The organism is Kitasatospora sp. NPDC059827, assembly GCF_042731675.1.
Lineage (GTDB): Bacteria > Actinomycetota > Actinomycetes > Streptomycetales > Streptomycetaceae > Kitasatospora.
Map to the genome: position 1 here is coordinate 13,672 of NZ_JBHWIV010000062.1, position 25,560 is coordinate 39,231.

Below are 25,560 nucleotides of genomic sequence, written 5' to 3' on the forward strand. Positions count from 1 at the left end.
GGGGGGGGCCACCCCCGGGGCCCGCGCGGGCCTGTCACGGCTCGGGGCCGTCGGGATCCCGAGTCAGCAGCTGAACTTCGGCGACTGTACCGAGCCCTGGCGGACGTCGTTGTTGGTGATCCAGGTGTCGATGACCAGGGTCCCGCCGACTGCGCAGTAGAGGTTGTGCCCGAACCACTGGTAGTCGGTGTTCGAGGTCAGATCGCTGTCAACGGTGTACAGGACGCTCGGGTTGAAGTCGGTGATGGAGCCGTCCGCGTTGACGCGGGCGATCGCCTGCCAGACGCGCACCTGGGTGTCCGGCGTCCCGTAGACGTTCACGGACGAGGTCACGCTGTTCTGATAGACGCTGTCATCGACGCACGGCTGCAGTTTGACGTTGTGTCCCACCGGCACGGAGTACTCGCGACAATGGAGGCCTCCGATCGACTGCGCCGAGGCGCTGCTGGTGGAGCCGATGACCAGGCCGAGGGTGGCCGCCGCCGCGAGGGCGAGGCTGGCAATCTTGCGCATGGGTTTCTTTCCTCCGGTGTCGGATTGGCCGTGCACCGCCACCTTCGCCGTCGGGGCTCCTCCGGCGACAGCTCTTCGCCGCTGGGCCTCATAGTTGAGAACTCACCCACGGCGGCCCGGCCGCGTGGCACCATCGGCTGTGCTCGAAATCGGCTTCCGGCCGGCCGACCTGGCCCGCGTCCGGTTCGCGGTCTCTCCGCTGGATCACGTGCTGGGCGGCGTCGCCGGCCCGCAGCACCACTGCGCCCGCGACTCGGTGAACCGGGACCGGTGGTGGCGCCGGGTGAAGGGCCATGTCCCGCAGCAGGCCGCGGCGTTCATCGATCTGGTCAACGCGAGCCCGCTCGGCGTACCGATGTTCCTGACCCCCGACAGCACGGCCGCGCGGGCGACCATCGGCGACGAACTCGACGCCCTGCTCGCCCTCCCCGAGGCCGAGGTCCACCGGGAGATGCGGGACTACGGCACCGGGCCGGACCTCCCCCGCGTCATCGCCGAGTTGCGGGACGGCGGCACCCGCCGGCTGCGCCGGATCACCGACGCCGCCTGGGCGCTGTTCCGCACCTGCCTCGCCCCGGACTGGCCCGACATCCAGCGCGCCCTGCGGGCGGACGTCGAACAGCGCTCGCGCGTCGTCGCCGAGACGGGGCTCGGCCCGATGCTGGCGCAGCTCCACCCGGACCTGTCCTGGCACGACGAGGGCGCCCTCCGGTACGCCAGTCCGGACTGGCGGCTCGCGTACGACCTCGGCGGGCGCGGGCTGGAGTTGCGGCCCAACCTGTTCCTCTCCGGCCTCACCGCGCCCCTGGGCGCCCACCGGTCGCCGGCACTGCTGTACCCCGGCCGCGACCACCCGGCCCGCCGCGCGGACGGACTGGCCCGCCTGCTCGGCGCCGCCCGCACCCGGGCCCTCCGGGCGATCGCCCAGGGCGCCTGCACCACGGGCCAGTTGGCCGAGAACCTCGGCGTGTCCGCACCGACTGCCTCCGCCCACGCCACCGTGCTGCGCGACGCCGGGGTGATCACCACCGAGCGCCGGGGCCGCGAAGTCCGGCACAGCCTCACCACCCTCGGCCGCGACCTCCTCCTCGGCTGAGCACGGCCTGTGCGGGACGTCGGCCGGTCCGACGTCCCGCACAGGCCCTCGGAGCTACCGGGCGGACAGGAGGTCGACATCGAGGTCCAGGGCTGCCAGGTCGTCGTCGGCCACGGTGTAAGCGCGGACCTGGAGCTTGAACTTCGCGCGCGGGACTTCCCCGGGGAGTTCGACGACGGTGGTCAGCACCGTCCTGCCCACCGGGACGGGGCGCTTCCCGTCGCTGGTGTCGCAGCTCAGTTTCAGGGCCTCCGCGCCGCCTCCGCGCAGCTCCTCGAAGAGGTCGAACCGGCGCTGGACGAGCTTGATCAGGCCGAGCTTGACCGTCAGGTCGAAGTAGGCGCCGTCCTGGATCGCCTGTTGCACCGTCCCGTCGATCCGGAGCGTGACGGCACCTCCCGGCTTCGGGGGATCGGGTGTGACGGAGACGGAGTCGATCTGCAGCGGGTCCGACGGCAGACCGGCGTTCGTGTAGCTCCAGCCGGGCACGGAGAGCTCCTTCTGTCGCGATGCGCCCCAGCGGCACATCGCGACAGTCTTGACTGCGAGCGGCAGTGGTCCCGGACGGAGGCACGTCAATCCACTCGAACGAATGAATCAAACGCCTCAGCGGCCCACCTCGCGCAGGCGGAAGTCCTCGACCGTCTCGCGGCGGATGAGCAGCCGGGCGCGGCCGTCCTTGACGGCGGCCACGGCGGGGCGGCCGACCAGGTTGTAGCCGGAGGCCATCGACAGCTGGTAGGCGCCGGCCGCGGGGACGGCGAGCAGGTCGCCGGGGCGCAGGTCGGCGGGCAGGACGGCGTCGTGGACCAGGACGTCCCCCGCCTCGCAGTGGCGGCCGACGACGTCCACCCGGGCCGCGCCGGCGTCGGAGCGGCGGCCCACCAGCCGGACGCTGTAGGGGGATCCGTACAGGGCCGGGCGCGGGTTGTCGCTCATGCCGCCGTCGACGGCGACGAAGGTGCGGCCGTCCGCCGTGTGCTTGACGGAGAGCACCCGGTAGACGGCCACCGCCGCCGGTCCGGCGATGGCGCGGCCCGGCTCGACGATCAGTCGGGGCACCTCCAGCCGGGCCTCGGCGCAGCGGACCGCGAGCCGGTCGGTGACCCGGACGGCGAACTCGGCGAGGTCGAACTCGGCGTCCCCCGGCAGGTACTTGATGCCGTGGCCGCCGCCGAGGTCCAGTTCGGCCAGTTCGACGCCGTGCCGGTCCCGCACCGCGGCGAGCAGCCGCACCAGGGCGTCCACGGCCTGGAGGAAGGGTTCGAGCTCGGTGATCTGCGAGCCCAGGTGGCAGTGCAGTCCGGCCAGTTCGAGGCCGGGCTGGTCGAGCACCCGGGCGATGGCGTCGGCCGCGTCGCCGCCCTCGATCGGGAAGCCGAACTTCTGGCCGCCGACGCCGGTGCGCACGGCCGCGTGGTGGCCGGCCGCGATCCCGGGGACGACCCGGACCAGCACCTTCTGCGGGGTGTCGGCGGCGACCAGCGCGGCCAGCCGGGCGATCTCCGCCGGGCCGTCGATGACGATCCGCCCGACCCGCAGCCGCCGGGCCAGCCGCAGTTCCTCCGGGGACTTGGCGTTGCCGTGCAGCAGGATGCGCTGGGCCGGGAAGCCGGCCGAGACGGCCAGCCACAGTTCGCCGGAGGAGCAGACGTCCAGGCCGAGGCCCTCCTCGGCGGCCCAGTCGGCCATGGCGCTGCACAGGAAGGCCTTGGCCGCGTACAGCACCTCGGCGTGCGGCAGTGCCCGCCGGTAGGCCCGGGCGCGGCTGCGCACCTCGCCCTCGTCCAGGACGTACAGCGGGGTGCCGAACCGTTCGGCCGCCTCCGCCAGTCCGACGCCGCCGACCAGGACCTCACCGCCCGGGCCGGGCCGCGCGGAGGCGGGCCACGGGCCGCCGAGGGTGTCGGCGGGGGCGGGGGTCGGAACGGGCGGGGCGATCAGCTGGGTCATGGCGGCTACTCCTACGGGTGGCGGGGAAGGGCGGCTCGGTCAGTCCTCGTAGTGCATGGCGAAGCGGCAGTGCGCCGGGCGGGTGCGCGCCTGGTCGACGGCGCTCGGCGCGGGTGAGGGCGGCTCGGGCCGGTCCTGGCGGTCGGCGGCGGGCACCAGGCGGATGGTGCGCCCCAGCGGCTGGTCGACGTCGATGAGGGCGGTGGCGGTGGTCACGGCGGGCTCCTGGGATCTGCGGCAGGGGCCGTCGTCCGGCGGCCCGCATCCAGTGGAGACCCTCCGGGCACCGTTCGCACCCGGCCTTGACGCACGGCCTACGCATCGGGGGCGTACCTTGACGACTTCCTGACATGCCCGGGATTCCAGTGTTCCGAACGACTGTTCGTGCAGGTCAGGGGCCGGGCGCCCACGATGTCAGGGAAGCGTCAAGGATGGCCGCTTCCTCGCCAAGCCCGCGTCAAGGCCGGCATGGCCCGGCGGACTCCGATGGTGGGCTGTGGCCCGTCCCCGTCGCCCCCGAGCACGCCGCCCCGCAGCTTCGGGGCGCCCCGGAAGGTCCCCCGAGACGATGCGCCGTTCGGCCCTCACCCCACCGGACACCACCCCTGGCACAGGCCCGGGCACCACGCCCGGCACCACGCCCGGCACCGGCCCCAGCCCCGGCCCCAGCCCGCAGAACTGGTTCCGCCGCCCGGAGCCCGCCGCGCCGGAGCCCCCGCACCCGAGCCACCGCCCGTCGACCACCAAGGGCCGACGGCAGCTGATCACCCGGCGCCAGCTGGCCGAGGCCCTGCCCGCCGCCGTACGCAAGCTCCACCCCCGCACGATGCTGCGCAACCCCGTGATGCTCGTGGTCGAGACCGGCTCGGCGCTCACCACCATCAGCGCCGTCGTCCACCCGAGCGTCTTCGCCTGGGCGATCTCCTTCTGGCTCTGGCTGACCGTGCTGTTCGCCAACCTCGCCGAGGCCGTGGCCGAGAGCCGGGGCAAGGCGCAGGCCGCCTACCTGCGCCGCGCCCAGGCGGCCACCACCGCCCGGCGGCTGCTGCACTGGCGGGTCGGCACCCGCGACCACCGCCACGAGGTCGTCCCCGCCGAGGAGTTGACGCTGCACGACATCGTGCTGGTGCCGGCCGGGGAGGTGATCCCGCAGGACGGCGAGGTGGTCGAGGGCGTCGCGACGGTGGACGAGTCCGCCATCACCGGCGAGTCCGCGCCCGTCATCCGCGAGTCCGGCGGCGACCGCACGGCCGTCACCGGCGGGACGAAGGTGCTCTCCGACCACCTGGTGGTCCGGGTCACCTCGCGCCCCGGGCAGAGCTTCGTGGACCGGATGATCGCCCTGGTCGAGGGCGCGAACCGGCAGAAGACGCCGAACGAGATCGCCCTCAACATCCTGCTGGCCTCGCTCACCATCGTCTTCGTCCTGTCCGTGGTCTCGCTCCAGCCGATGGCCATCTACGCCCACGCCCCGCAGACCACCGTCGTCCTGGTGGCACTGATGGTCGCGCTGATCCCGACCACCATCGGCGCCCTGCTGTCCGCGATCGGCATCGCCGGGATGGACCGGCTCGTCCAGCGCAACGTGATCGCCCTGTCCGGACGGGCCGTCGAGGCCGCGGGCGACGTGGACGTGCTGCTGCTCGACAAGACCGGCACCATCACCCACGGCAACCGCCGGGCCGTCGCCCTGCACCCGCTGCCCGGCGCGACCACCGAACAGCTCGCCGAGGCGGCCCAGTTGGCGTCCGTCGCGGACGAGACCCCGGAGGGCCGCTCCCTGGTCGAACTGACGAACCGTCAGTACTGGGTGCCACCGCGGACCCCCGGCGAACTGGGCGAGCAGCGGCCCGTGCCGTTCACCGCGCACAGCCGGATGAGCGGCGTCGACCTCAGCTGGCCGGACGGCACCGGCTGCCTGATCCGCAAGGGCGCGGCCGCGGCCGTCGCCCGCTGGGTGGTGGACTCCGGCGGACGGATGCCGATGGAGGCGAAGCCCCTGGTCGACCGGATCGCCGCGGCCGGCGGCACCCCGCTGCTGGTCGCCGTGCACGACCGGCACGGCGCCCGGGCGCTCGGCGTGGTCGAGCTCAAGGACGTGATCAAGGAGGGCATCGCCGAACGCTTCGCCGAACTGCGCCGGATGGGCATCCGCACCGTCATGGTCACCGGCGACAACCCGCTGACCGCCCGGGCGATCGCCGAGGAGGCCGGGGTGGACGACTTCCTCGCCGAGGCCACCCCCGAGGACAAGCTCGCCCACCTCCGGCGCGAACAGGCCGCCGGGAACATGGTCGCGATGACCGGTGACGGCACCAACGACGCCCCCGCCCTCGCCCAGGCCGACGTCGGCGTCGCGATGAACTCCGGCACCCCGGCCGCCAAGGAGGCCGGCAACATGGTCGACCTCGACTCCAACCCGGCGAAGCTCATCGACATCGTCCGGGTCGGCAAGCAACTCCTCATCACCCGGGGCGCGTTGACCACCTTCTCGATCACCAACGACGTGGCCAAGTTCTTCGCGATCATCCCCGCGATGTTCGCCCACGCCTACCCCGGGCTGCACCACCTCAACATCATGGGCCTGCACAGCCCGCAGTCCGCGATCGCCTCCGCGATCATCTTCAACGCGCTGATCATCGTCGCCCTGATCCCGCTCGCCCTGCGCGGCGTGCGCTACCAGCCCGCCTCCGCGACCGACCTGCTCCGGCGCAACCTGCGGGTGTACGGGCTGGGCGGGCTGGTGCTGCCGTTCCTCGGCATCAAGGCGATCGACCTGCTGATCGAGTTCGTCCCGGGCCTGGGCTGAACCCCACAGCTGCCAGGAGGCCGTCTGTCGGGAGGCCCTCTGCCAGGAGGCCGCCTGTCAGGAGGCCGTCAAGATGCGTGCGACCGGCGTCATGACGGTGTCAGCGCCGGTACGGAGGGCATGGTTCCGGGGTTCACTGGAGGCATCCGAAGCAAGGAGCACCTCACCGGCAGAACCGACCGGAGTGCGTTACCGGAGAGACGGAGGCGAACGGCCATGACCGGGACCACGACCGACACCACGACCGGCACCACCCGAGTGATCGTCGGCCTGAGCGGGTCGCTGAGCAGTCTGGCCGCCCTCTACCACGCCGTCGGCGAGGCGGCCCGGCAGGAGGCCGTGCTGGTGCCCGTCGCCGCCTGGACGGTCGGCGACCGGGACGGGCTGCGCCCGCTGTCCGAACTGGAGCACGCCGCCCGCCGCCGGCTGGACGTCGCCTTCGAACAGGCCTACGGCGGCTACCCGTCCGGCCTGGTGATCCACCCGGTGGTGGTGAACGCCGAACCGGGGCCCGCCCTGGCCGCCGCCGTCACCGGACCGGACGACCTGCTCGTCCTCGGCGCCGCCACCCGGCGCCGCTTCGACCTGCTGCGCGGCACCTCCGTCGCCCGGTACTGCCGGCACCGGGCGGGCTGCCGGGTGATCGAGGTCTCGCCGTCGGCGCTGCTGACCCGGCTGGAGCTGACCGCCCGCACCGGGGCACCGCTGCCGCTGCTGGCACGGTAGCGGCAGCGGCAGCGGGCCCGGCCGGGGCCTTCGGACCCGACCGGGTCTCCTGTCCCGACCGGGCCCCCGTCACTCGGCGTCGTGGCTCCCCCGCCGCTCGGCCAGGGCCTGCCAGACCTGGTCGCGCAGGAACGGCGGGTCGGTGAAGCGGATGCCGGTGGCGTCGCGCAGCGCGTTGGCGAAGGCCGGGGCGACGGGGTTGAACGGGCTCTCGCTCATCGACTTGGCGCCGAGCGGGCCGATCGCGTCCGAGGTGGTGCTGAAGTGCACCTCGGTGCGCGGTACGTCGGCGTACGCCGGGAGCCGGTAGCGGCGGAAGGCCGCGGTGGTGACCTCACCGTGCTCGTCCAGCAGCACCCGTTCGAACAGGGTCGCGCCGAGCGCCTGGGCGACCCCGCCCTCGACCTGGCCGCGGCACTGCATCGGGTTCATCACCCGCCCGGCGTCGGCGCCGTGCACGCTGCGCAGGATCCGGATCTCCCCGGTGTCCGGGTCGACGGCGATCCGGAACCACTGCGAGTTGAAGGCGATCGAGCGCGGCGAGCCGCCGAAGTGGCCGTCGGCGGCGAGCTCGACGCCCTTGCCGCGGGCGGCCTCGAAGACCTCCTTGAGGGTGATCGTCCGCCCGTCGCACTCGACCGCGTCGGCGCCGAGCCGCAGCAGGCTGCGCGGGGTGCGGGCGTACTCGGCGGTGAAGGTGAGGAGGAGTTCGGCGAGCGCGTTGGCGGCCTTCATCACCGCCTTGCCCGCGACGACCGTACCGGCCGAGCCGAAGGCGCCGGTGTCGTGCCGGACGACGTCGGTGTCGGACTGCCGGACGGTGATCCGGTCCACGGTGGTGCCCAGGGCCCCGGCGGCGATCTGCCGGTGGACGGTGGTGGTGCCGTTGCCGAACTCGGCGGTGCCCACCGCGATGTCGTACCCGCCGTCCTCCAGGAGCCGCACGGTGGCGTCGGCGATGTGCCCGCCGGGCGGGCCGCAGGCGATGGCCGCCATCGCGAAGCCCTGGCCCACCAGCCAGCCCTCCGGGGCGAGTTCGGCGCTGGTGTCGTTCGCGAGGGCCTCCCGGACGACACCGAGGCACTGGTCGAGGCCGTAGCTGGCGATGTGGAGGTCCTCCTCCTCGCCGAGCGGGCCCTCCATGTGCTCGCCGGGGCCGATGATGTTCTTCTCCCGCAGGACGAGCGGGTCGACGCCGAGCCGCCGGGCGAGCTCGTCCATCGCGGACTCCACGGCGAAGGTGACCTGCCCGAGGCCGTAGCCGCGGAAGGCCCCGGCCGGCACGCCGTTGGTGTAGACGGAGTACGCCTCCACCTTCTTGTTCGGCGCCCGGTAGACGCCCATCGACTCACCGACGCTGTGGAACATCACCGCCGGCCCGTGGTTGCCGTACGCGCCGGTGTTGGACACCACCCGGAAGCGGATCGCCGTCAGGGTGCCGTCCCGCTTGGCGCCGAGCTTGACGGTGACCAGGAACGGGTGCCGGGTGGTGGCGCCGTGGAACTGCTCGGCGCGGGTGAACTCCAGCTTCACCGGCCGGTGCAGCCGCATCGCCGCGAGCACCGCGATGTCCTCGGTGAGCATCTCCTGCTTGCCGCCGAAGCCCCCGCCGACCCGGCCGGCCACCACCCGGACCTTCTCCATCGGCAGGTCGAACAGGGCGCACAGGGCACGCCGGGTGAGGAAGGGCACCTGGGTGGAGGAACGGACCACGATCCGCTCCTCCCCCGTCTCCCCCGTCTCCCCGGCCTCCGCGACCGGCTCGAAGGTCACGACGCAGCCGTGGGTCTCCAGGCTGGCGTGCTGGACCCGCTGGGTCCGGAAGGTCTCCTCGTACACCGCGTCCGCCTCGGCGAACCCCTGCTCCACACTGCCGAGTTCACCGTGCGCCTCGCCGCAGACGTTGTTCTCCGGGCGGGCGATCCGGGACTCCGGCCCCTTGGGGTGCAGCACCGGCGCGCCGGGCGCCATCGCCTCCTCCGGGTCGAGCACGTACGGGAGTTGCCGGTACTCGACGACGATCCGGCGGCAGCCCTCCTCGGCGGCCGCCTCGCTGTCCGCGACCACGGCGGCGACCCGCTGGCCGACGAAGCGCACCACGTCGTCCAGCAGCCGGGTGTCGTCCGGGTCCTCGGTGGGGTGCTCGTGCCGGGCCGAGGAGTAGAGCCGCTCGGGCGCGTCGTGGTGGGTGAGGACGAGGTGCACACCGGGGACGCGCAGGGCGGCCGCCGTGTCGATGGAGAGGATCCGGGCGTGCGGGTGCGGCGAGCGCAGCAGCTTCATGTGCAGCAGGCCGGGCACGTCGACGTCGAAGGTGTAGCGGGCGGTGCCGGTGACCACCTGCGGCCCGGCCGGGGCGCCGAGGTTGCGGCCGACGGCGTGGCCGGGGTCGGGCTCCTCGGTGTGGCGGACGCCGTTGATCGCGTCCTCGATCGCCCGGTAGCCCGTGCAGCGGCACAGGTTGCCCTTCAACGAGCGCGGCAGGTCGGTGAGTTGTTCCTCGTCCAGGGCGCTGGTGGTCATCAGGAAGCCGGCCGTGCAGAAGCCGCACTGGAAGCCCTGGGCGTCCAGGAAGCGCTGCTGCATCGGGTGCAGCTCGCCGTCCGGGCCGGCCAGGCCCTCCACGGTGGTGACGGACCGGCCGGCGGCCCGGGCCGCCGGGTAGAGGCAGCTGTGCACGGGGTTGCCGTCGACCTGCACGGTGCAGGCGCCGCAGTCGCCCGCGTCGCAGCCCTTCTTCACGCCGAACCAGCCGCGCTCGCGCAGATAGGTACGCAGGCACTGGCCGGGGCGCGGCTCGGCCCCGGTGGGGCGGCCGTTGACGTGCATCGCGAAGCTCATCGCGCTGCCTCCTCGGTGGGGGTGTGAGGGCTCAGCTCCCGGCGGATCTGCTCGGCGAAGCGGAAGGTCAGGTGCCGGCGCCAGGCGGGCAGCCCGTGGATGTCGTCGAAGTAGTCCTCCGGCCGGATGCCGTCCCGGATCGCCTCCTCGACGGCCGCCGCGTTGGGGGCGGGCGGGAACCAGAAGCGGAACGGGCGGACGGTGGAGGCGGTGACGGTGAGGGTCAGCGAGCCGTCCTCCGGGTCCAGGGCGCCGACCAGCAGCGCGGCGGAGCGGCCCAGCCCGTACAGCGAGGCCTGGCGGAAGGCCGTGCGGCTCGCCAGCGCGCGGGCCGGCAGGGTGATGGAGCGCAGCAGTTCGCCGGGCCGCAGGTCCTTGCGGCCGGCGCCGGTGACGAACTCCGCCACCGGGACCTTCCGGTACTCGCCGGAGGGGGCGCGCAGCAGGCAGACGCCGTCCAGCGCCGCGGTGAGCGAGATCATCGGGCCGGCGGGCAGGCCGTTGCAGAGGTTGCCGCCGACGGTGGCCATGTTCCAGATCTTCCAGGAGGCCAGGAAGGCCCGGCAGCACTGCTCGACCAGCGGCGCGGCCGTCCAGTCGGCCTCCTGGCGGCCGTACCGGGAGAGCTGGGCGACGGTGCAGGTCGCGGCGATCTCCAGGCCGCCGTCCGGGGTCCGGGTGAGCGGCCGCCAGCCCATCCGGCCGAGGTCGATCAGGCGGCGGATGTGCGGCTGCGGCTCGGAGAACAGGTACGTCCCGCCGCCGAGCCAAGCGTCGCCGGACCGCCAGGGGCCGCCGAGGCGGGCGTCCCGCAGTTCGGCCACCGTGTTCAGATCCATGTCGCCCCTCCGTCCCCGGCCTGTTCCGTTCGTTCGGTAGGGCGATTGAAGCGGTCGGCGGGCGGGCGTCACGAGTGGTCCCGGGCACCATTCGGACCGGCCCGCCGCTGGTCGATCCTCCAGGCCGGGCGCGGCCCGTCCGGCCGGGGCCCGGAGGGGAGTCGGCCGCTCCGCATGCCAACTTCGACAAGCCTGTCGAAGTTGGCATGGCCGGGCTATGCTGTCGGCAGGTCCGAAGGTGGACTCCTGTACCCGTCGACGTCCGCACCGCCCCGGTGCGCCCGACCGGAAGGAGGCGAGACACACGGACCGCACCCCGACGGGCCCCCACCCGCGCGACACCCGCGCCCGGGCCCACCCCCAGCCCCGTACCCGCGGGTCCGCTCCCGGCAGAACTCCCTTCCGGCGCTGAGACGCTGACGCACCGTCAACTCCGTGCGCGGCCCTTCACCACCTCGCCGTCCGGGCGTACCCCGGACCGCCCGCCGCCGTTGTACGGAAGGTGATCCGCCGCGCCCGCCCCCGCCCTCCGCACCCCCCGCCGAGGAAGAGGTACCCCATGACGACGTCCAGGCTCCTCCCGCACCCCCGCGAGGCGGCCGTCCTGGCCGCCGTCCTCGGGCTGCTCGTCCTGGAGGAGATCGCCCTCGGCCTCGCCGAGGAGGAGGACCGCCCCGTCATCGGCGCCGTCCTGATCGGTGCCTCCTGTTCCGGCCTGCTGGTCGTCGGCGCGGTCCTGTTCAGCCGCTGGCTCGAAGCCCGCCGCCCGCTCCCGCTCCCCCCGCCCGGCCCCAACGGGCGGCGCGAGTACAGCGCCTGGGCGCTCGAAGGCTTCCCGATGGAGGCCGTACGCCCGCTGCTGCTCGCCGAACACGCCCCGCAGCTCGGCCAGTTGTACTCCGCCTGGATGCTCGCCCGGGCCGGCCGCACCGCCCCCTGGATCGCCCGCCGGCTGGGACTGCCGGTCGAGGCCGTCCAGTTGCTGGTCGACGCCGCCCGCACCCGCACCCGCACCGCACCGCCGCCGCTGCCGGGGGCGTGAGGGCCGGCGGCAGCGGCGGCGGGTGCCCGAAACAGCGAACGAAGCCCCGGCACCGCAACACGCGGTACCGGGGCGGACGTTCGGGTGCCGGATCAGTTCGGGCGCGGGATCAGCTCCGGCGCGGGATCAGTTCCGGCGCGGGATCAGTTCCGGTGCGGGATCAGCTCTCCCGGCCCGAGGCGTCATCGATCAGGAACGCGGTGGTCGGGCTCGTCCCGGACTCGTGGGAGACCAGCTTGAGGCCGATGGTGGTCCCCCAACCGACCTGGCCGATCACCGAGGAGAGGTCCACCGACTGGTACTGGTAGCCGTTGGTCGGGTTCCGGCTGCTCCAGGTCTTCACCGTGCCGAGCGGCTGGCCGGTGTACTGGTCGACCGCCACCAGCGACAGGGTGTCGGGCGCCGTGGCGGAGGTGTTGCTCGACTCCACGTCCAGCCAGAAGGAGAAGCTCGCCTGCCCGTAGCCCGGGTAGGTGTTCAGGTAGGTGGTGATCGAGTCGTCCGTCCCGGTGTTCTGGCCCAGCCAGGCGTACCAGGAGCCGGAGTGCGGCGCGTGCAGGCTGGACGGGGTGATGATGTTGTACCCCGACGGGCTCCAGGCGTCCGTCATCACGGTGTGGTCGACGTCCGCCGAGCCGTTCTCGAACCCGGCGTCGGTGAGCTGCTCGATCGATCCGCAGCCGGACCCGCCGGCGGCGCTGACGTTCTCCCAGAAGCCGGTGGACGCCGCCTTGCCCGCCGCGTCCGTCGCCGTCACGTTGATCCGCTGGTAGCCGCTGGTCGCGGCGGCGGTGCCGGAGATCACCCCGCTGTGCGGGTCGATGGCCAGCCCCTGCGGGAGCCCGGTGGCGCTGTAGGTGAGGGCCGAGCCGGTGCCGGAGACGCCCACCGCCGGGATGGACAGCGGGTGTCCGGCCTGGTCCGTACGGTCGCACATGGTGCTCACCGAGACCGGCGGGGAGGCCACGATCGGGTCCGAGGCCGCGCACAGGTGGTCGGCGTTGGACCACAGCGTCTGCAGCGGGAAGCTGCCCGTCGCCAGGTCCTCGAAGAACAGCCCGCCGTTGGCGCCCTTCGGGATCCAGGCGCACTTGTCACCGATCTCCTGACCGGTGGCATCCGTCCAGCCGCCCGGGGTGTTCGGGTCGCTCACCGTCTCCGCGTACTCGTGGCCGCCGATGATCCCGTAGCCGTCCAGCCGCCCCCGCGGGGTGTTCTCGCCGAACCAGTTGGTGCCGCAGCCGGCCACGTCCGTCAGGTACGGCATGTTGGTGTAGGCGAGCTGGCCGTACGGGGAGCGCTGGAAGTCGTGCCAGGCGCAGTAGCCCAGCTCCTTCCACTTGTCCGGGTCGGTGCCCTGCGGCGAGTCGATGACGTACTGCACGTTGCGGTTCTGCGCCTCGGTCAGGTTGCCGAAGTGCTTGGCCGCGGCCAGCGCCTCCGCCCCGAGCTGCGGCTCGGTCGCCGCCTGCGGCGCGGGCGCGGCGTTGTCCACCCAGACGCCCGCCAGCACGCTGCCCTGCTGCGGGTACGGGATGTGGGCGGAGCCGGCCGGGCACTGCACGGAGCCGGCGGCGACGCCCTCGCAGTACTGGGTCAGTACGGCGCTCCAGCCGTCGCCCTGGCTGCCCAGGCCCTTGAAGAAGTCCTGCTGGTACGGCGCGGCCTGGTCCGGGTCGCCGGTCGCCACGGTGTCACCGGTCGCGTTCGTCGACGGGGTGCCCCACTGGGAACCCCACAGCACCAGGTACACCTTGGGCGCGCCGATCACCACACCGGTCGACTCCTGGCCGCCCTTGTAGGTGACCTGGAGGTCGTACTCGTTGGCGACGTTGCCGTCGCCGTCCTTGCCGCCGGTGCCCGGGTCGGCGCCGTCCACCAGCTGCGGCGCCTTCGTCGTGGTGCCCACCGGGCCGGCCTTCGCGGCCCCGACCCGGCGCGGGCCGGACTTCTTCGGGGCGGCGGCCTGCTCCGCCTTCGGGGTGCCGGGCCGGGCCTCGACGGTGGCGGCCCGCGGCGCGTGGGAGTCGGCCATCGCGGACAGCGGACTGCTGAGCGCGGCACCGGCCATGGCGGCGGCGAGGGCCACCAGGGCGGTCCGCGGGGCGCGCACCGGGCGGCGGGCGCCACTGGGCGTGCGGGATCGGAATCTGAACACGGGTCGGGTTCCGTCTCTCGTGACGTGGGGGGAGGGCGGGACGCACACGCGGTCCGGGCGGACGGGGAAGGGGCCTCACTCCGGGCCTCGCACTGTGCAATGCGCCATATGATATTTCACTGATGGTCGCGCACAAGGCCTTCCACCCGGCGCCCGACAGCGGCACCCCCGGGGCCCGACGCGCCCGCACCGCACCCCACCAGGGCCGATCACCCCGCGACGGCGGCGCGGACAACTCCCCCGGCGGGCCCGGATTTTAACTCCCCCTTACCAGGCCTCACCAGGGCCTTGGCATTCCTCAGACCGGACGCCCCGCGTGCGCCTGCGTCACCAGGAACGGCACCAACCCACGCTCCGTCAGCGCCGCCCGCCACGCGTCCCGCGCCACCACCAGCTCCCCGGCCCCGCCCACGGCCTCCCCACTCCCCGCCGACCGCGACGCCGCCCCCAACAACCCCAAACCGCCCACCAGCAGACACACCGCCCCGATCCCCCCGGCCACCCAGCCGGCCCCCACCAGCGCCCGCCCCAACGCCTCGGCGTCGTCCGACAGCCCCAGCAGATAGCCGAGCACCAGCAACACCACGGCGGCGGCGGCGGCGATGATCGGCACGATCACCCCCAGCACCCCCCACCACCCGGAAGCCCGCCCCCGCCCCGGCACGTCCACCGGCAGCCGCGCCACGGCGTCGGCATCCGCCCGCAACGCCGCGTACCGCTCGTACTCCGGCGCGGCGGCGGCCAGCACGTACTCCGCGTTCTCCCGCGCCACCCGCCGCAACCGGTCCACCTCACCCCCCACCCCCTGCAACGCCGCCCGCACCTGAGGCGCCGCCAACGCCCTGCCCAACTCCGTCTCGAAGTCGGCCCGATCCTGCTGCGGCAGCCGAAGCGGCCTGTCCATGCCGTGCCCCTCTCGCGTAGTTCTACAGAACTGTAGAACACAGGGGTCGGAAGCAGCAGTCCTGTTCAGGGGTGGGATTCAGCACTCAGCGGAGGTCGGCCAACGGCCCCCGGGCCTGGCGCCCTGACACGGCGCCAGGCCCGGGGGCCACCGCGAACGGTGATTCCGTGCTCAGCCGACGGCGAGCTTCACCTGGCGGGAGTCGGCGGCGGCGGACGGGGTGGTGCCGATGTTGGAGACGGTGGCGATGACGACGGCGTCCGCGCCGGGGATCCAGTTGACGGTCTTGGACTGGACGGGCAGCTGCCGCTGCTGGACGGTGCCGTCGCAGACGATGTCGGTGTCCGGGGTGCGGCTGGAGCCGAAGGCCTTGGAGGAGGAGTCCTCCGGGTCCTGCTGTTCGACCGAGACGGTGAGCGAGCGGGCCCCGTCGGCGACCGAGCACAGGTAGCTGACGTTCACCCGGGCCTTGCTGGGGACCTTCGGGTCGATCACGACGTCACCGAGGGTGACGGTGATGGCGGGCGCATCGTCGGCCGGGGCCGCCGTCGGGGCGGCGGCCTGGGCCGGGGCGGCGAGGCCGGTGAGGGCCGAGGTCAGTACCGTCAGGACGATCCACCGCTGCACTGCAACCTCCGAGGATGTGGGGCGTGGTGCGGCCGACGCTAACCGCCGCTCCGCCCGCCCGCGCGCCGGGTCGTCCGATCGTCGTACGAACGACCTCGTGACGACCCGGCAGCAGCAGAGCGTCACCGTCGCGGCCGCAGCCACACCGCCCAGGTCAGCGCCGAGCACAGCAGGTACGCCGCCAGGAACCCGAGGTACGCGGCGTCCCCGTTGTGGCTGGCCAGGAAGGACTGCCGGAAGGCCAGGTTCACCAGCACCCCGCCGAAGGCCCCGACCGCGCCCGCCAGGCCGATCAGTGCCGCCGTCCGCCGCCGGGAGTCGGCCTCGGCGGCGGCCGGGTCGGCGCCGGCCGCGACCGCCGTCCGGGCGAGGCCCTGGTAGTGCGCCGGGATCATCTTGTAGGTGGACCCGTTGCCGATCCCGCTGAGCACGAAGAGCGCGATGAACCCGCCGAGGAACAGCGGCAGCGAGCCGGCCCGGGAGGCGAGCAGCACGACCGCCGTGCCGGCGCCCATGGCAACGAAGGTCGCCAGCGTGACCCGGGCGCCGCCGTACCGGTCGGCGAGGCGTCCGCCGACGGGCCGCAGCAGGGAGCCGAGCAGCGGGCCGAGGAAGGTGAGGGCGGCGGCCTTGACCGGGGTGTCGAAGCGGTCGTGGAACTGGACCTGGAGCACCTGCCCGAAGGCGAAGCCGAAGCCGATGAAGGAGCCGAAGGTGCCGATGTACAGGGTGGAGACCGCCCAGCCGTAGGGGTCGCGGGCGACCTCCCGCAGCGCCCGCCCTTCTCCCCTGGGCGCCTTCGGCAGGTTGTCCATCCGCCACTGGGCCCCCGCCGCCGCGAGCACGATCAGCGGCAGGTAGAGCAGCGGCAGCAGCCGGGGGTGGGCGGCGCCGGCGGTGGCCAGCACGAGCAGCCCGAGCAACTGGACGGCGGGGACGCCGAGGTTGCCGCCGCCCGCGTTGATCCCGAGGGCCCAGCCCTTGAGCCGGTGCGGGTAGAAGGCGTTGATGTTGGCCATCGAGGAGGCGAAGTTGCCGCCGCCGACGCCGGCCACGCAGGCGACGGCGAGCAGGGTGCCGTAGGAGACGCCGGGTTCCAGCACCAGGGCGGCGAGGGCCGTCGGCACGAGCAGCAGCAGGGCGCTGACCACCGTCCAGGTGCGGCCACCGAAGCGGGCGACGGCGAAGGTGTACGGCAGCCGGAGCAGGGCGCCGAGCGCGGTGGGCAGCGCGGTGAGGGTGAACTTGCCCGCGGTGTCGATGTGGTACTCGGGCCCGAGGAAGAGCACCAGCACGGACCACAGGCTCCACACCGAGAAGCCGATGTGCTCGGAGAGGACGGAGAAGACCAGGTTGCGCCGGGCGATCCGGGCGCCGCCGCGGGCCCACATCTCCTCGTCCTCCGGGTCCCAACCGGCCAGCGGGGCGGGGGTTCTGGACTCCACGACGGTGGTCATGCCGCGGCCTCCACGGGGAGCACCCGGACCGGCCAGCGGCGCAGCACCGCGGGTGCGCCGTCGGGCGCGGTGTCCTCGTCCAGGCAGCGGCCGTCGGTGAGGTCGTACACCTGCTTGTACATCGGCGAGGTGAGGGTGGGCCGGTCGCCGCGGTTGCCGAGCAGGCCGCGGGCGAGGACGGGGGCGCCGCTGAACGGGTCGAGGTTGTCGACGGCGTACAACTCGCCGCCGCGCCCGCGGAACAGGGCGACCTGCTGGGCGACCTGCCCGGCTTCGGGGAGCAGCACGGCGACGCCGCGGCCGGGTTGGAGGTCGGCGAGGGCGCAGACGGTCTGCCAGTGGTTGCCGTCGTGGATCTGTACGGTCACGGGGTGAGCACCTCCAGTCGGGCCCCGGCGACGAGCACCGGGGAGTTGAGGGTGTGGCCGGCCTCGCCGGGGCGGGCGGGGCGGATCTGGCCGCGTTCGGGAACGAAGGTAACGGCGGGGTCGGGGGTGCCGGGAGCATTGACAAAGGAGGAGAACCGCCGCAGCCGCTCGGGGTCGGCCAGGGTTTCGGCCCATTCGTCGCGGTAGCCGCTGATGTGACGGATCGTCAGTTCGTCGAGCTCGGCGGCGATGCCGAGCGAGTCGTCCAGGACGACGGCCCGCAGGTGGTCGAGTCCGCCCTCCAGGCGCTCCAGCCAGACCGAGGTGCGTTCGAGGCGGTCGGCGGTGCGGATGTAGAACATCAGGAAGCGGTCGATGGTGCGGATGAGGGTCTCGCGGTCGAGGTCGGCGGCGAGCAGGTCGGCGTGCCGGGGGGTGGTGCCGCCGTTGCCGCCGACGTAGAGGTTCCAGCCGGCCGAGGTGGCGATGACGCCGAAGTCCTTGCTCTGCGCCTCCGCGCACTCGCGGGCGCAGCCGGAGACGGCGGCCTTGAGCTTGTGCGGGGATCGCAACCCCCGGTAGCGGAGCTCCAGTTCGATGGCGAGGGTGGTGGAGTCCTGGACGCCGAAGCGGCACCAGGTCTCGCCGACGCAGGACTTCACGGTGCGCAGCGACTTGCCGTAGGCGTGCCCGGACTCGAAGCCCGCGTCGACCAGCTTGCGCCAGATGACGGGGAGTTCGTCGACGGTGGCGCCGAACATGTCGATCCGCTGGCCGCCGGTGATCTTGGTGTAGAGGCCGTGGTCGCGGGCGATCTCGCCGATCGCGATCAGGCCCTCGGGGGTGATCTCGCCGCCGGGCACCCGGGGGACGACCGAGTAGGAGCCGTTGCGCTGGAGGTTGGCGAGGAAGTGGTCGTTGGAGTCCTGGAGGGCGCCCTGTTCGCCGTCCAGGATGTGGCCGTTGCCGAGGCTGGCCAGGATGGAGGCGACGGTCGGCTTGCAGACGTCGCAGCCCTCGCCGCCGCTGCCGTACCCGGCGAGCAGGTCGGAGAAGCCGGTCAGCCCGGTGACCCGGACGATCTCGTACAACTCGGCACGGCTGTGGGCGAAGTGCTCGCACAGGCCCTGGACGGTGGCGACCCCGGCGGCGGCCAGTTCCTCGGTGACGACGGTGCCGAGCTGCTTGAGGCAGCTGCCGCAGCCGGTGCCGGCCCGGGTGCACTTCTTGACGGCGGCGACGCCGTCGGCGCCCTGGTCGCGGACGGCGGCCCGGACGGCGCCCTGGGTGACGTTGTGGCAGGAGCAGAGCACCGCGTCGTCGGGCAGGGCGAGCGGTCCGGCGGGGGCGAACCCGGCTGGCAGCACGAGCTGTTCGGGGGCGACGGTGAGCGGCTTCCCGGCGACGGCGAGCGGGCGCAGCGCGCCGTAGCCCTCGGTGTCGCCGACCAGGACGCCGCCGAGCAGGGCGCCGTCGGCGCCGATCACCAGCTTGCGGTAGACGCCGCTGCGGCCGTCGCTGTAGAGCACGTCGAGGGCGCCCTCGGCGCTGCCGTGCGGGTCGCCGAAGCTGGCGACGTCGACACCGAGCAGTTTGAGCTTGGTGGAGGTGTCGGCGCCGGTGAATCCCGTACCCGGTTGCTCCGCGATCGTGCGGGCCGCCGTCTCGGCCATCTGGTAGCCGGGGGCGACCAGCCCGTACACCCGGCCGTCGGCGGCCTGGGCGCATTCGCCGATGGCGAGGACGGCCGGGTCCTCGGTGCGGCAGTGGGCGTCGACGACGATGCCGCCGCGCCCGCCGACGGGCAGGGCGCAGTCCCGGGCGAGCTGGTCGCGGGCGCGCACCCCGGCGGAGAAGACCACCAGGTCGGCGGCCAGTTCGCGGCCGTCGGAGAGGGCGAGGCCGCGGACCCGGCCGTCCGGGCCGGTCAGCACGGCGTCGGCGCCCGCGCCGGTGTGGACGGTGACGCCGAGGTCCTCGATCTTGCGGCGCAGCGCGGCGCCGCCCCCGTCGTCGACCTGGACGGCCATCAGCCGGGGCGCGAACTCGACCACGTGGGTGGCCAGTCCGCCGGCCCGCAGGGCGCCGGCCGCCTCCAGGCCGAGCAGGCCGCCGCCGACCACCACGCCGGTGGCGGCGCCGGCGGCACCGGCGCGGATCGCGTCGACGTCCTCGACGGTGCGGTAGACGTGGCAGCCGGGCGCGTCGGTGCCGGGGACGGGCGGCACGAAGGGCACCGAGCCGGTGGCCAGCACCAGGGCGTCGTACCGGAGTTCGGAGCCGGAGCGGGTGCGGACCAGCCGCGCCGCCCGGTCGATCGCGGTGACCGGGTCGCCGAGCCGCAGGTCGATGCCGTGGTCGGCGAGGAAGCCGGGCGGGCAGAGCGCGAGGTCCTCGGGGGCGCTGCCGGAGAACAGCGCGCTGAGGTGGACCCGGTCGTAGGCGGGCCGGGGCTCCTCGGCGAGCACGGTGACCCGCCAGCCGCGGGCGGCGGGCTGCTCGCTCCAGGCCTCCAGGAAACGCTGGCCGACCATGCCGTGGCCGACCAGCACGAGGTCCCGGACCGTGCCGTCGTCAAGGGTCATCGCGTGTCTCCAGTCATTGCGGTTCCTCGGGTGAGCAGGTGCAGGGGGTATCGGTGGCTGCGGCGAGGGCGGCGGGGCTGGTCTACGCCATGCCGAGAACGGTCGCGGCCCGCTGTTTCGCGGCCGGGTCGCGGATGTTGCGGACGCGGTACGCCTCGCTCACGGCGCCCGGCCACCGGGGTGCACACCCGGACATCTGCCGTCATCGCAGCGGCACTTTCGCTTACCAGTGGGTGACGGGCGGGCAATGCCCCCGTAACACGTGCCGCGCAGGCTGACCGGCATGGCACCGAACCCCACCCCGCCGGGACCGGCAGCACCACCGGGGCCGCCGGCACCGCCCGGCCCGCTCACCGGCTTCACCGTCGGCGTCACCGCCGCACGCCGCCGCGAGGAGCTCACCGCCCTGCTCACCCGGCGCGGCGCCCAGGTGGTCGAGGCCCCGGTACTGCGCATCCTGCCGCTCGCCGACGACCTCGCCCTGCGCGAGGCCACCGACCGCTGCCTCACCGCCCCGCTCGACTACGTGATCGCCACCACCGGCGTCGGCTGGCGCGGCTGGATGAGCGCCGCCGAGGGCTGGGACCGGGGCGCCGCCCTCGCCGAGGCCTGCCGGGACGCGGTGGTGCTCAGCCGCGGCCCCAAGGCCACCGGGGCGGTCCGCGCCAGCGGGCTCGACGAGGGCTACTCCCCCGGCACCGAGGCCACCGGCGAACTGCTCACCTGGCTGCTGGCCCGCCCCCTCGCCGGGCGCCGGATCGCCGTCCAGGAGCACGGCGTCCGACTGGACGCCTTCGCGGCGGCGCTGCGCGAGCGCGGCGCCGAGGTGATCTCCGTCCCCGTCTACCGCTGGGCGGCGCCCGAGGACCCGGGCGCGGTGCGCCGGCTGCTCGACCAGACCGTGCGCCGCCAGGTGCACGCGCTCACCTTCACCAGCGCCTCCGCGATCACCGCGCTGCTCGCCGCCGCCGAGGCCGAGGGCCTGTACGAGCCGCTGCTGGACGCCCTGCGCGCCGACGTGCTGCCGGTCTGCGTCGGCACCCTGTGCGCCCGGCCGCTCACCGACCTCGGCCTGCCCGCCGTCCACCCCGAGCGCGGCCGGCTCGGCTCCCTGGTCCGGCTGCTCGCCGACCTGCTGCCCGGCCGCGCCAGCCGCCGGATCGACCTCGCCGGGCGGGTGCTGACCCTCCAGGGCAACGCCGCCCTGGTCGACGGCGAGAGCCACTGGCTCAGCCCGCGCGGCGCCGCCGTGCTCCGGGCGCTGGCCGAACGCCCCGGCCGGGTGCTCAGCCGCGCCGACCTGCTGCGCGCCGCCTGGCCGGACGCGGCCGCCGACGAGCACGCCGTCGAGGCGGCGGTGGGCCGGCTGCGGGCCGCGCTCGGGCCGCACGCCGCCCTGATCCGCACCGTCCCCAAGCGCGGCTACCGGCTGGCGGCGGGCTGATGCCACCGGCGCTGCTCGCGGTCGGGCACGGCAGCCGCGACCGGGCGGCGGCCGCCTCGACCCGCGCCCTGCTGCGCCTGGTCCGCTCGCTCCGGCCCGAACTGACCGTCCACTGCTGCTTCCTGGATCTCGCCCGCCCCTCGCTCGCCGAGGCGCTGTCCCGGCTGCGCGGCACGGAGACGGTGCTGGTCCCGCTGCTGCTCGGCACCGGCTACCACGTCCGGGTCGACCTCCCGGAGGCGCTCGCCGCCGCCCGTCTCCCCCGCGCCCGGCTCGCCCCGGCCCTCGGCCCCCACCCGCTGCTCGCCGAAGCCCTCGCCGACCGCCTCACGGAGGCCGGCGCCCCGCCCGGGGCCCCCGTGGTGCTGGCCGGGGCCGGCTCCTCCGACCCCGCCGCCCTCGCCGACACCGAGCGGATGGCCCGGCTGCTCGCCACCCGGATCGGACGCCCGGTCACCCCCGCGCACCTGTCCGCCGCCGCCCCCACGCCGCAGCAGGCCGTCGCCGCCCTCCGCGCCGCCGGACACCCCGACGTCGCGCTGGCCGGCTACCTCCTCTCCCCCGGCTTCTTCGCCCGCCGCGCGGCCACCACGGCGGCCACCTGGACGACCGCCCCGTTGGGCGCCCACCCGGCCGTCGCCCGCCTCGTCCTGCACCGCTACGACCAGGCCCTGGCGGCCACCGCCCTGCCCACGGCCGCCTGACCGGCCCCGCGGGCCCCGGCTCCGGGCATTCGGAGCGGCGGCGCACCGCCCTGCCGGATGCCCGGAGCCAACCTCCGCTACCGTCGACCGGAAGGCCCGCGGAGGCGGGGGCGGGCGGGCGCGGGCGAGAGGCACGGGTGGGGGCAGGGTGGATCCGAACAGTGGACCGGTCGTGGGTGTGGGGCTCACCCCGACGGAGACGTCCGCACTCCTGCTGGACAAGATCCGCCGGGGGCACGACTACGCCCGCCGGAGGAAGGAACGGTTCCGTCGGCGCGCTTCCGCGGTGAAGCTCCTGACGCTGGCGCTGTCCGCCGCCTCCACCATCCTGCTGGGCCTGCACCGGTGGACGGACCTGGCGTTCGCGCTGGTGGCCCTGGTGACGGCGTTGGCGGCCGCCGAGCCGTTCTTCAACTGGCGCTCCCGGTGGGTACTGATGGAGGAGGCGCAGTACCGCTTCCGGCGTCTCGCCGACGACCTGGAGTACCTGATGGCGTCGACGACGGCCGACGGCCCGACCCGGCACCAGCTCGACGGCGTCTTCGGCAGGTACCAGGCGGTCTGGGACGACCTGAGCCGCACCTGGCTGGAACGGCGGCGCGAACCCGCGCCGCCGTCGACCCCTTAGTCGATCACCCGCTCCGGTGGTCAGCCGGTGACGCTGGCGGCGCCGGTCTCCAGGTGGCCGGTGGCGCGGCGGCTCCAGGCGGGGTCGCTGCTGACCGTCACGGTGAAGTCGTACCAGCCCTGCGCGATGGTGACGGCGTTGAAGTAGTCCCTGACCGTGGCCCCCGGGGCGACCTGGTAGGTCCAGCTGCCGGTCCGGTAGTTGGTGGCCGTGACGGTGAAGGTCACCGTGCTGGTGCCGGTGTTGGTCATGGCGAACCAGAGCGCCGGCCGACCGGTGTCCGGCGCCGGCGCGTAGGAGGTGGTGGCCTCGGCGGTGCGGCCCGCGGTGGTCGCGTTTCCGGCGAACCGGCGCAGGGTGCGGTTGGGGCCGAGCACGGTGAGGTCGTACTGCCCGTTGCCGGAGCCGGCGCCGATGTCGAAGGAGTCGCGGGCGCTGCCGTCGGTGCCGCTGCCGGCGTCGTACGGGGCGACGGTGTACTGCCGGGGGCCTTCGGTGCGGTAGGCGTTGGCGTGGATCGAGTAGTGCGCCCAGGCGGTGGCCTGCGGGCCCTGGTTGGCCAGGTCGATCCAGAGCAGGGTCCGGCCGTCGGCCGTGGACTCGATCCGGTCCACCCAGGCGTTGGGCTGGTAGGGCAGCGCGCGGGCGGGCTTGGTGCCGGGCTCCTGGACGGGCATGGAGTTGGTGCCGGGGCTCGGGTTGATCTGGAGGTTCGCGGTGGCCTGGCTGATGGTGGCGCTGGTGTCGGGCAGCGCGGGCACCCCGTGGACGGGGTTGGCGAAGTCGAAGGCACCGGTGAGGTCGCCGCAGACCTGGCGGCGCCAGGTGCTGATGTTGGGGCAGACGGCGGGGGTGCCCAGCGCGGCGGTCCAGGTCTCCAGGAAGCGGATGACGCTGGTGTGGTCGTAGACCCGGGAGTCGACCCAGCCGCCGCGGGTCCACGGCGAGACCACGATCATCGGGACGCGGAAGCCGAGGCCGATGCCGGTGCCCTTGCAGAACTCGCCGGCGGTGCCGGCCGGGGCCGCGGGCGGGGGCACGTGGTCGAAGAAGCCGTCGTTCTCGTCGTAGTTGAGGAACAGGGCGGTGGAGTCGAAGACCTCCGGGGAGGCCGCCAGGGCCTGCAGCACCAGGTTGACGAAATGCGCGCCGTTCTCCGGCGGGCCGTCCGGGTGCTCGGAGAACAGCTGGTCGGCCACCACCCAGGAGACCTGGGGCAGGGTGCCGGCGAGCGCGTCGGCCCTGATCGCGGCGGCGATGTCGTCCGGGGTCGAGCCGGTGCGGGCGGGCACCGAGCCCATGCCGCGCTGGGCGAGCGGGCTCGAACTCGGCGCGCCGGTGAACTGGTTGAAGTAGGCGAGGCCGTTGTCGCCGAAGTTGTCGTTGGCGTTCTGGTAGACCTTCCAGCTGACGCCCGCGTCCTGGAGGGCCTCGGCGTAGGTCTGCCAGCGCAGGCCCGACTCGGAGCCGCCGTCGTAGGCCGGTCCGCCCGCGGTGGCGGCCGGGTCGATCGTGCCGGACCACAGGTAGGTGCGGTTGGGGCCGGTGGCCGAGAGGATGGAGCAGTGGTACGCGTCGCAGACGGTGTAGGCGTCGGCCAGCGCGTAGTGGAACGGTATGTCCTCGCGGGCCATGAAGCCCATGGTTCTGTCCGAGCCCTTGGCGGCGATCCAGGAGTCCATCCTCCCGTTGTTCCAGGCCTGGTGCTGGGTGGACCAGGAGTGGTCGAGCGAGCCGTCGCACTGCGCGAGCTGCTCGGGGCTGACGCCCCACCACCAGGTGTTCGTCTTGCTGAGCTGCCACGGGTACTGCCGCCCGCTGCCGTTCGGCTGGTTGAACACGCTGGTGCCGCCCGCGATCTGCAGGGCGGTGCGGTCGCCGAAACCGCGCACGCCCTTCAAGGTGCCGAAGTAGTGGTCGAAGCTGCGGTTCTCCTGCATGAGCACCACGACGTGCTTGACGTCCCGGATCGTCCCCGTGCTGCCGGTGGTACCGGCCGTGGCGGCCTGCGCGCCCGGCACCGCGCCGGGCAGGGCCGTGTCCAGCCCGATGGCGGCGCCGAGGGCGGCGGCCGAGCCGAGGAAGGTACGGCGGGTGACGGGTGACACGGGTGGCCTCCGAGAAGTCTGGACAACTCCGACGTCGGCGACTGTCGGGCAGCCGGATGACTACCGACCGGTAGCCGGGTGGCGGAGAAGTTACACCTGGCCGACAGTTGACGGAAGGTCTCACACCGTCACGGGATCCGCCCTGCCGCCGCGCGCCTCGGCCCGTCGGGAACCCGTCGGGAGCCCGCGGCCACCGGATGCACACGAACCGGCCGCCGGTGAGGATGGGCGGCGGGGCCGGGCAGTGGACGGAGTCGCTGGTGAAGGCGTTACCGGGTGGCCGCACCGCGCTCGTCGCGGTCCTCGCCGGCCTCGCCGTCCTGACCACGGGCGCGAGCCCCTCGCCGACGGACACGACCTCGTCGTCCTCGCCCTCACCGTCCCCGCACTCACCGTCCTCGCCCTGGTGGACCACCGGGTCAGGTCGGTCCACCACCCCTCGGTGAAGGTGCTGGTCGACGGGGTGTCGGTCGGCACCCTCGTGGTGGACATCGAGGTGGTCTTCGAGATCGACGGGCTCGTGGCCGTCGTGCGCGGGGGCATGCTGGTGGCGGTCCGGGCGGGCTACTGCACGGCCACCGCGAGGGTCGCCGTTGAGCAGATCACGGTGGCGAGCCGCCGGGGACAGTTCGACCTGCCCGGCGGCGTGCAGTGGCGCAGGGGCATGGTGCTGCGGCACTGCACGCCGACCCCGCCGCCTCCGCCGACCCCGCCAGCCCCGCCGACTCCGCCGACCCCGGCGGGCTGATCGGCCGGGG

At 74.0% G+C, this 25,560-nt stretch carries 21 protein-coding genes; 8 read left to right on the forward strand and 13 right to left on the reverse strand.

Going from position 1 to position 25,560, the window contains the following annotated elements; genetic code table 11:
* Positions 1-63 precede the first annotated feature (63 nt).
* Positions 64-513, reverse strand: a complete 450-nt coding sequence (locus ACFV8H_RS30105) for a hypothetical protein (RefSeq protein WP_380406250.1) — start codon at positions 511-513, stop codon at positions 64-66.
* Positions 514-652: 139 nt separating this feature from the next.
* Between ACFV8H_RS30105 and ACFV8H_RS30110 the strand changes: the two genes are divergently transcribed.
* Positions 653-1,609: an ArsR/SmtB family transcription factor gene (locus ACFV8H_RS30110; protein WP_380406253.1), complete on the forward strand. Its 957-nt coding sequence runs from the start codon at positions 653-655 to the stop codon at positions 1,607-1,609.
* A 54-nt stretch (positions 1,610-1,663) separates the two neighbouring features.
* On the opposite strand, the gene ACFV8H_RS30115 is transcribed toward ACFV8H_RS30110, so the two are convergent.
* The 3 genes from ACFV8H_RS30115 to ACFV8H_RS30125 form a co-directional block, all read right to left on the reverse strand.
* Positions 1,664-2,098: an ML domain-containing protein gene (locus tag ACFV8H_RS30115; RefSeq protein ID WP_380406256.1), complete on the reverse strand. Its 435-nt coding sequence runs from the start codon at positions 2,096-2,098 to the stop codon at positions 1,664-1,666.
* A gap of 117 nt (positions 2,099-2,215) precedes the next feature.
* On the reverse strand, positions 2,216-3,562 hold the full coding sequence (lysA, locus tag ACFV8H_RS30120) for a diaminopimelate decarboxylase (protein ID WP_380406259.1): 1,347 nt from the start codon (positions 3,560-3,562) through the stop codon (positions 2,216-2,218).
* A 39-nt stretch (positions 3,563-3,601) separates the two neighbouring features.
* On the reverse strand, positions 3,602-3,778 hold the full coding sequence (locus ACFV8H_RS30125; protein ID WP_380406262.1) for a hypothetical protein: 177 nt from the start codon (positions 3,776-3,778) through the stop codon (positions 3,602-3,604).
* 352 nt (positions 3,779-4,130) lie between these two features.
* On the opposite strand from ACFV8H_RS30125, the gene kdpB reads away from it, so the two are divergent.
* The gene (gene kdpB / locus ACFV8H_RS30130) at positions 4,131-6,371 is read left to right on the forward strand and encodes a potassium-transporting ATPase subunit KdpB (RefSeq protein WP_380406265.1); all 2,241 of its coding nucleotides are present in this window, start codon (positions 4,131-4,133) and stop codon (positions 6,369-6,371) included.
* A gap of 216 nt (positions 6,372-6,587) precedes the next feature.
* Positions 6,588-7,097, forward strand: a complete 510-nt coding sequence (locus tag ACFV8H_RS30135) for a universal stress protein (protein ID WP_375883684.1) — start codon at positions 6,588-6,590, stop codon at positions 7,095-7,097.
* A 69-nt stretch (positions 7,098-7,166) separates the two neighbouring features.
* Here the strand turns inward: ACFV8H_RS30135 and ACFV8H_RS30140 are convergent, their stop codons facing one another.
* Together ACFV8H_RS30140 and ACFV8H_RS30145 are read right to left on the reverse strand one after the other, a co-directional pair.
* Positions 7,167-9,938 carry a molybdopterin-dependent oxidoreductase gene (locus ACFV8H_RS30140; protein WP_380406268.1) on the reverse strand — a complete coding sequence of 924 codons (2,772 nt, stop codon included), beginning with the start codon at positions 9,936-9,938 and terminating at the stop codon, positions 7,167-7,169.
* The gene (locus ACFV8H_RS30145) at positions 9,935-10,777 is read right to left on the reverse strand and encodes an FAD binding domain-containing protein (protein WP_380406271.1); all 843 of its coding nucleotides are present in this window, start codon (positions 10,775-10,777) and stop codon (positions 9,935-9,937) included. Before ACFV8H_RS30145 ends, ACFV8H_RS30140 begins: the two co-directional genes overlap by 4 nt.
* Before the next feature lie 559 nt (positions 10,778-11,336).
* On the opposite strand from ACFV8H_RS30145, the gene ACFV8H_RS30150 reads away from it, so the two are divergent.
* Complete coding sequence (locus ACFV8H_RS30150; protein WP_380406274.1) at positions 11,337-11,819, forward strand: hypothetical protein; 483 nt, start codon at positions 11,337-11,339, stop codon at positions 11,817-11,819.
* 160 nt (positions 11,820-11,979) lie between these two features.
* On the opposite strand, the gene ACFV8H_RS30155 is transcribed toward ACFV8H_RS30150, so the two are convergent.
* The 6 genes from ACFV8H_RS30155 to nirB form a co-directional block, all read right to left on the reverse strand.
* Positions 11,980-13,977, reverse strand: a complete 1,998-nt coding sequence (locus ACFV8H_RS30155) for an Ig domain-containing protein (RefSeq protein ID WP_380406277.1) — start codon at positions 13,975-13,977, stop codon at positions 11,980-11,982.
* Between the two features lie 298 nt (positions 13,978-14,275).
* Positions 14,276-14,881 carry a hypothetical protein gene (locus ACFV8H_RS30160; protein ID WP_380406280.1) on the reverse strand — a complete coding sequence of 202 codons (606 nt, stop codon included), beginning with the start codon at positions 14,879-14,881 and terminating at the stop codon, positions 14,276-14,278.
* Positions 14,882-15,052: 171 nt separating this feature from the next.
* Positions 15,053-15,508, reverse strand: coding sequence for a hypothetical protein (locus ACFV8H_RS30165; protein ID WP_380406283.1), 456 nt, complete (start codon positions 15,506-15,508; stop codon positions 15,053-15,055).
* Positions 15,509-15,630: 122 nt separating this feature from the next.
* Positions 15,631-16,965, reverse strand: a complete 1,335-nt coding sequence (locus tag ACFV8H_RS30170; RefSeq protein WP_380406286.1) for a nitrate/nitrite transporter — start codon at positions 16,963-16,965, stop codon at positions 15,631-15,633.
* Positions 16,962-17,333, reverse strand: a complete 372-nt coding sequence (gene nirD, locus ACFV8H_RS30175) for a nitrite reductase small subunit NirD (RefSeq protein WP_380406289.1) — start codon at positions 17,331-17,333, stop codon at positions 16,962-16,964. The genes ACFV8H_RS30170 and nirD overlap by 4 nt, the downstream gene beginning before the upstream one ends.
* Positions 17,330-19,918 (reverse strand): nitrite reductase large subunit NirB, encoded by a 2,589-nt coding sequence (nirB, locus tag ACFV8H_RS30180; protein WP_380406291.1) that lies wholly within the window; start codon positions 19,916-19,918, stop codon positions 17,330-17,332. The genes nirD and nirB overlap by 4 nt, the downstream gene beginning before the upstream one ends.
* Before the next feature lie 283 nt (positions 19,919-20,201).
* On the opposite strand from nirB, the gene ACFV8H_RS30185 reads away from it, so the two are divergent.
* From ACFV8H_RS30185 to ACFV8H_RS30195, 3 genes are all read left to right on the forward strand, one after another.
* Entirely contained in the window at positions 20,202-21,362 is a 1,161-nt protein-coding gene (locus ACFV8H_RS30185) for a uroporphyrinogen-III synthase (protein ID WP_380406294.1), read from the forward strand.
* Positions 21,362-22,066: a sirohydrochlorin chelatase gene (locus tag ACFV8H_RS30190; protein ID WP_380406296.1), complete on the forward strand. Its 705-nt coding sequence runs from the start codon at positions 21,362-21,364 to the stop codon at positions 22,064-22,066. The genes ACFV8H_RS30185 and ACFV8H_RS30190 overlap by 1 nt, the downstream gene beginning before the upstream one ends.
* Before the next feature lie 172 nt (positions 22,067-22,238).
* Positions 22,239-22,694, forward strand: coding sequence for an SLATT domain-containing protein (locus ACFV8H_RS30195; RefSeq protein WP_380406299.1), 456 nt, complete (start codon positions 22,239-22,241; stop codon positions 22,692-22,694).
* A gap of 20 nt (positions 22,695-22,714) precedes the next feature.
* On the opposite strand, the gene ACFV8H_RS30200 is transcribed toward ACFV8H_RS30195, so the two are convergent.
* On the reverse strand, positions 22,715-24,802 hold the full coding sequence (locus ACFV8H_RS30200; protein WP_380406302.1) for a phosphocholine-specific phospholipase C: 2,088 nt from the start codon (positions 24,800-24,802) through the stop codon (positions 22,715-22,717).
* A 406-nt stretch (positions 24,803-25,208) separates the two neighbouring features.
* On the opposite strand from ACFV8H_RS30200, the gene ACFV8H_RS30205 reads away from it, so the two are divergent.
* On the forward strand, positions 25,209-25,550 hold the full coding sequence (locus ACFV8H_RS30205; protein WP_380406305.1) for a hypothetical protein: 342 nt from the start codon (positions 25,209-25,211) through the stop codon (positions 25,548-25,550).
* Positions 25,551-25,560 lie beyond the last annotated feature (10 nt).